Below are 4,765 nucleotides of genomic sequence, written 5' to 3'. Positions count from 1 at the left end.
GGGACCTCTCCCGAGCCGGCGCGCAGCACCCGGGACTCCTCCGCCCCGACCCCCACCAGCCCCGCCTCCGACGCCCGGGACGACCGCAGCGGGACCGACCGCGCGGTCTTCGCCACCGTCGCCAGCCCGTACTACGGCTACCTGATCGCCCTGTTCGTGGGCGTCATGCTCATCAGCAACGTCACCGGCACCAAGGGCGTCCTGCTCTTCCCCGACCTGAGCTTCGAGCTCGGGTTTCTCAGCCTCGACGGGCTCGTCACCGACGGCGCCTTCCTGCTCTTCCCGCTGGCGTACGTGCTGGGCGACGTGATCAGCGAGGTGTACGGATTCAAGGCGATGCGCCGAGTCGTCCTCTCCGGTTTCGCCGTCCTGGCGCTGGCCGCGCTGAGCTTCACGTTCACCGTTCACCTGCCGGCGGCCCCGTTCTACGAGAACCAGGACGCGTTCGAGGCCGTCGCCGGCGTGATCCCGCAGTTCTTCCTGGCCGGTCTGGCCGGCTACGTGGTCGGCGAGCTGCTCAACTCCTACGTCCTGGTGTGGATTAAGCGCCGCACCGGGGAGAAGACCCTGTGGGCCAGGCTGCTCGGCTCGACCGTGGTGGGCCAGCTCGCGGACACCATCGTCTTCTGCACCATCGCGGCACCCGCCCTGGGCATGGTGCTCGGCTCGGGCGACTACTGGAACTACGTGGTGATCGGGTTCGTCTGGAAGACCCTCGTCGAGGCGGTCCTGCTGCCTGTGACGTACGTGGTGATCGCGTGGATCAAGAAGCGCGAGCCCAGCTATCAGACCGCCCTGGCCGGATCGACCGAGACGGGATCGGCCCTGGCAGACTCGAGGGCATGACCTCCCACGACGAGGACGGGACCAGCGAGAGCGTCGCGGACGGCAGGGACGGCGGGGACGGCGGGGACGGCGCATCGATACCGGTGCTCGGCGCCACCGTCGACGACCAGACCCGCTGCGTCCACTACCGCGGGCCCCTGGACGTGGTGGCGATCCGGTTCCACTGCTGCCTGGAGTTCTATCCCTGTTTCCGCTGCCACACCGACGCCGCCGACCACGCGGTCTCGGTGTGGCCGCGGGACGAGTTCGACACCCACGCCCTCCTCTGCGGCGCCTGTCAGACCACGCTGACGATCACCGAGTACCAGTCCACAGACGCCTGCCCGGCCTGCGGCACGGCGTTCAACCCGGGCTGTTCCCTGCACTACCCGCTCTACTTCGAGTCCTAGACCGGGCGCAGCGACCTCCGGCGCTCCTCCGGCCGACAAGGATTCATGGAGAGCCCCCGTCCACCCGGGTTACTGCCTCATAGTGACGTATGGCCTCACAACGAGTATCCGGCACACTCGCACTGCTTTCCGCCGCCCTGCTTCTGGCGGGGTGCGCGGGTTCGGGCGAGGATCCGCCGGTCATCAGCACGCAGGGCACCGGTATCGTCAACGGCTCCCCCGATACCGTCACCATCGTGCTCGGCGTCGAAACCCGGGCATCTGAGGCCAGCACCGCGCTGAACGACAACGCGGAACGCGCCCGATCCCTGATCGAGACCATCAGAGCCCAGGGGGTCGAAGAGCAGGACATCACCACCGAGAACCTGTCGGTGCGACCCGATTTCCAGCCCGACGGCGGCATCGACGGATACATCGTCACGAACCAGGTGTCAGCGACCTTGCGCGACGTCGACAAGAGTGGCGACCTCATCGATGCAGCCGCCGGAGCCGCCGGCGATGCGATCCGGATTGAGCAGTTGACGTTCTCCATCGACGACGACAGTGATCTCAGGGCACAGGCTCGGGCCCGGGCAGTCACCCGTGCGCAGGAGCAGGCCGAACAGATCGCCGACGCGGCAGGCGCGGAACTGGGGGCGGTGCGATCGATCGCCGAGATCCCGGAGACCGGCGCGACGCCGTTTCCGGCGTCGAGGTCGTTGGCGGACGGTGCCTCGTCCACGCCGATCGAGGCCGGCAGCCAGGAACTGGCGGTATCCGTGGCCGTGACCTACGAGATCAACTAGACGACTCCGCCGAGGAGACCGGGCGCGGTCCGGCCGGTCAGCCGACGATCATCGTCCCGAGTAGTACCGCCCCAGGAACTCGGACTTGTACGCCAGGTACTCGTCGGGGCCGGCGTCCATCGCGGCGCGCACCTCGTCGACCAGCCGCACCACGAACGCCAGGTTGTGCAGCGTGAGCAGGGTCGAACCGAGGAACTCCTTGGCCTTGAACAGGTGATGCAGGTACGCGCGGCTGTACTCGCGCGAGACCTCGGACGGCCCCTCGGGGTCGAGCGGGGTGTGGTCGTGCCGGAACTGCGCGCGGGTGACGTTGACCCGGCCGTCGAGTGTGTAGATCCCGCCGTGGCGGGCGAGCCGGGTGGGCGCGACGCAGTCGAAGGTATCGGCCCCGTTCTCGACGGCCGTGAAGATGTCGTCGGGCTCGCTGATCCCCAGCAGGTGGCGCGGCCGGTCCTCGGGCAGCTCCTCGGAACACCAGCCCACGATGGTGCCGAGGTTCTCCTTCTCCAGCGCCCCGCCGATCCCGTAGCCGCCGAACCCGCGCCGCCCCTGCTCCTCGGCTCGGTCACTCATCTCCACGAGCCCGCGCACGGCCCGGCGCCTCAGGTCCTCGAACTGCGCGCCCTGAACGACGCCCCACAGTGACTGACCGGGCCGGTGCCCACGCTCCACCGACAGGCGCTCGTGCTCGTCCAGGCAGCGCTGCGCCCAGCGACGCGTGCGCTCGACCGAACTCTCCTGGTACTCGCGGGTGTTCATGAGCGTGGTGAGCTCGTCGAACGCGAACAGGATGTCGGCACCCAGACCGTGCTGGATCCGCATCGACACCTCCGGGGAGAAGCGGTGCGGTGAGCCGTCGAGGTGCGAGGTGAAGGTGACGCCGTCCTCGTCGACCTTCGCGAGCCTCCCCTGGCCCTTGTTGGTGGCGGAGTCGTCCGGGGCTGTCGCAGCGCCCGCGGACATCTCGATCACCTTCTTGAAACCCACCCCCAGGCTCATCACCTGGAAGCCCCCGGAGTCCGTGTAGGTGGGCCCGGACCAGCGCATGAACTCCCCGAGCCCGCCGGCGGCGTCCACCACGTCGTGGCCCGGCTGCAGATACAGGTGGTAGGCGTTGGCCAGGACGGCCTGCGCGCCGGTGGAGCGGACCTGCTCGGGCGTCAGGGTCTTGACGGTCGCCTTGGTGCCGACCGGCACGAACGCCGGGGTGGCGATGTCGCCGTGCGGGGTGTGGATGACGCCGGTGCGGCCCCCCGCGGTGCCGTCGAGGACCATCCGGGAACCCACGTCGAAGGTGGTCGCGCGTGGGATGGGGGGCGTGTGATCCGACATGGGTCCCATCGTGGCATGACGGTCCGGGGGTCCGGCCGCGGCCCTACCATGGGGGGAATGGACGACGGCAGCACGCGACGGCGGCAGGAAACGACGACGACGACGAGGTGAGCGATGCCCGGTACGAGTGGCCGACGGCTCTCCCGGCATGAGCGCCGCGACCAGCTTGTGGTCCTGGGGGTGAGGCTGCTCGAGACGGTCCCGTTCCACGCGCTGTCGATGGACGACGTCGCGGAGCGGGCCGGGGTCTCGCGCAGCCTGCTGTTCCACTACTTCCCCACCAAGCTGGCCTATCTCACGGCGGTGGTCAACGCGGCGGCCGAACACGTCCTGTCGCTCACCGAGGTGCCGGAGGGGGCCAGCGCGGAGGACCGCACCCGCGCGATCATCACCGCGCTGGTGCGCTACATCCAGCGTCGCCGCGACAACTACGTGGCGGTCCTGCGGTCGGGCAGGTCCGTGGACCCGGTCCTCGAACAGGTGGTGGACGGCATGCACCGCACCATCAGCCTGCGCATCCTCCACAGCATCGGGGTGGCCCGGCCCGGCCCGATGGCCCTGGTGCTCACCCGCGCGTGGTTGGCCGGTGTCGAGGAGTTGGCGTTGCTGGGCGAGGAGTCCGGGCTGCCACAGGAGACGGTGATCGACTCCGCGATCACGACCCTCCGGGCGGTCGCCGCCCTGCCCGACTTCGTCGCCGACGTCTTCCCGGGCCACGACGCGGGCTGAGAAGAGTCACCGAATGAGAAGAGTCCCGGAACTCCGATGAGTTCCGGGACTCTCCCGTGGCGGTGGCGGTGGGATTTGAACCCACGGTTGGGGGTTACCCAACACAGCATTTCGAGTGCTGCACCTTCGGCCGCTCGGACACGCCACCGCCGATCAGGCTACTTCACATGCGGCCGCAGGCGGAAATCGCCTGCTCGCCGGGGCGAATCAGGCCTTGTCGTTGCCGGTGAGCTTGCCCGCGGCCTCGTTGGCCTTGTCCTTGATCTTCTCGGCACCCTGCTTGATGCCGGCCTTGCCCTGGTCCGCCTGGCCCTCGGCCTGCAGATCGCGGTCGCCGGACGCGGCGCCGGCAGACTCCTTGGCGCGGCCTCCGAGCTCCTCGGCCTTGTTCGAGAACTTGTCTCCCACACCCATGTGGTGCTCCTCTCGATCGCGGCGCCGGTGCCCGGCGCCTCTCCTCACCCACCGTACGGAGATGAGCGGCAGGCCTCCACCGGACCGCGGTCACGATCCCGTCACCGCCGGGCGCGGAAGAACTGTTCCAGCAGCGCGGCGCACTCGGCCTCGAGCACCCCGCCCCGGACCTCGGGGCGGTGGACGAGCCGACGGTCGCGGACCACGTCCCAGAGCGATCCGCAGGCCCCGGTGCGGGGCTCCCACGCGCCGAAGACGATGCGGCCCACG

At 69.5% G+C, this 4,765-nt stretch carries 6 protein-coding genes, 1 tRNA gene and 1 pseudogene; 4 read left to right on the top strand and 4 right to left on the bottom strand.

Features of this window, described 5'->3' with window-relative positions; translation table 11 throughout:
* The 3 genes from G6027_RS11420 to G6027_RS11410 form a co-directional block, all read left to right on the top strand.
* On the top strand, positions 1 to 846 hold an 846-nt coding region (locus G6027_RS11420; RefSeq protein ID WP_241727044.1), incomplete at its 5' end, for a queuosine precursor transporter.
* The gene (locus G6027_RS11415) at positions 843 to 1,235 is read left to right on the top strand and encodes a CHY zinc finger protein (protein WP_182637292.1); all 393 of its coding nucleotides are present in this window, start codon (positions 843 to 845) and stop codon (positions 1,233 to 1,235) included. The genes G6027_RS11420 and G6027_RS11415, both read left to right, overlap by 4 nt.
* Before the next feature lie 89 nt (positions 1,236 to 1,324).
* Complete coding sequence (locus G6027_RS11410; RefSeq protein ID WP_182637291.1) at positions 1,325 to 2,020, top strand: SIMPL domain-containing protein; 696 nt, start codon at positions 1,325 to 1,327, stop codon at positions 2,018 to 2,020.
* A gap of 48 nt (positions 2,021 to 2,068) precedes the next feature.
* Here G6027_RS11410 and tgt read toward each other — a convergent pair whose 3' ends face one another.
* A complete protein-coding gene (gene tgt, locus G6027_RS11405) occupies positions 2,069 to 3,352 on the bottom strand; it encodes a tRNA guanosine(34) transglycosylase Tgt (protein ID WP_182637290.1) in 1,284 nt (427 codons plus the stop codon).
* Positions 3,353 to 3,466: 114 nt separating this feature from the next.
* Here tgt and G6027_RS11400 point away from each other — a divergent pair, with 114 nt between their 5' ends.
* Entirely contained in the window at positions 3,467 to 4,081 is a 615-nt protein-coding gene (locus tag G6027_RS11400) for a TetR/AcrR family transcriptional regulator (protein WP_182637289.1), read from the top strand.
* 57 nt (positions 4,082 to 4,138) lie between these two features.
* Here G6027_RS11400 and G6027_RS11395 read toward each other — a convergent pair.
* The 3 genes and pseudogenes from G6027_RS11395 to G6027_RS11385 form a co-directional block, all read right to left on the bottom strand.
* Positions 4,139 to 4,229: transfer RNA gene (locus G6027_RS11395), tRNA-Ser, on the bottom strand.
* 59 nt (positions 4,230 to 4,288) lie between these two features.
* Positions 4,289 to 4,495, bottom strand: coding sequence for a CsbD family protein (locus tag G6027_RS11390; RefSeq protein WP_182637288.1), 207 nt, complete (start codon positions 4,493 to 4,495; stop codon positions 4,289 to 4,291).
* Positions 4,496 to 4,596: 101 nt separating this feature from the next.
* Positions 4,597 to 4,765: pseudogene (locus G6027_RS11385) on the bottom strand (nucleoside deaminase); the annotation flags it as partial.

Source organism: Dietzia sp. SLG310A2-38A2, from assembly GCF_014145095.1.
Classification (GTDB): Bacteria; Actinomycetota; Actinomycetes; order Mycobacteriales; family Mycobacteriaceae; genus Dietzia.
This window is presented reverse-complemented; position numbering and strand designations above follow the sequence as displayed.

Excerpts from the sequence above, each read along its gene's own strand:
- G6027_RS11410 (WP_182637291.1), top strand. The coding sequence starts at position 1,325 with ATGGCCTCACAACGAGTATCCGGCACACTCGCACTGCTTTCCGCCGCC.
- G6027_RS11400 (WP_182637289.1), top strand. The coding sequence starts at position 3,467 with ATGCCCGGTACGAGTGGCCGACGGCTCTCCCGGCATGAGCGCCGCGAC.
- tgt (WP_182637290.1), bottom strand. The coding sequence starts at position 3,352 with ATGTCGGATCACACGCCCCCCATCCCACGCGCGACCACCTTCGACGTG.
- G6027_RS11390 (WP_182637288.1), bottom strand. The coding sequence starts at position 4,495 with ATGGGTGTGGGAGACAAGTTCTCGAACAAGGCCGAGGAGCTCGGAGGC.
- G6027_RS11415 (WP_182637292.1), top strand. The coding sequence starts at position 843 with ATGACCTCCCACGACGAGGACGGGACCAGCGAGAGCGTCGCGGACGGC.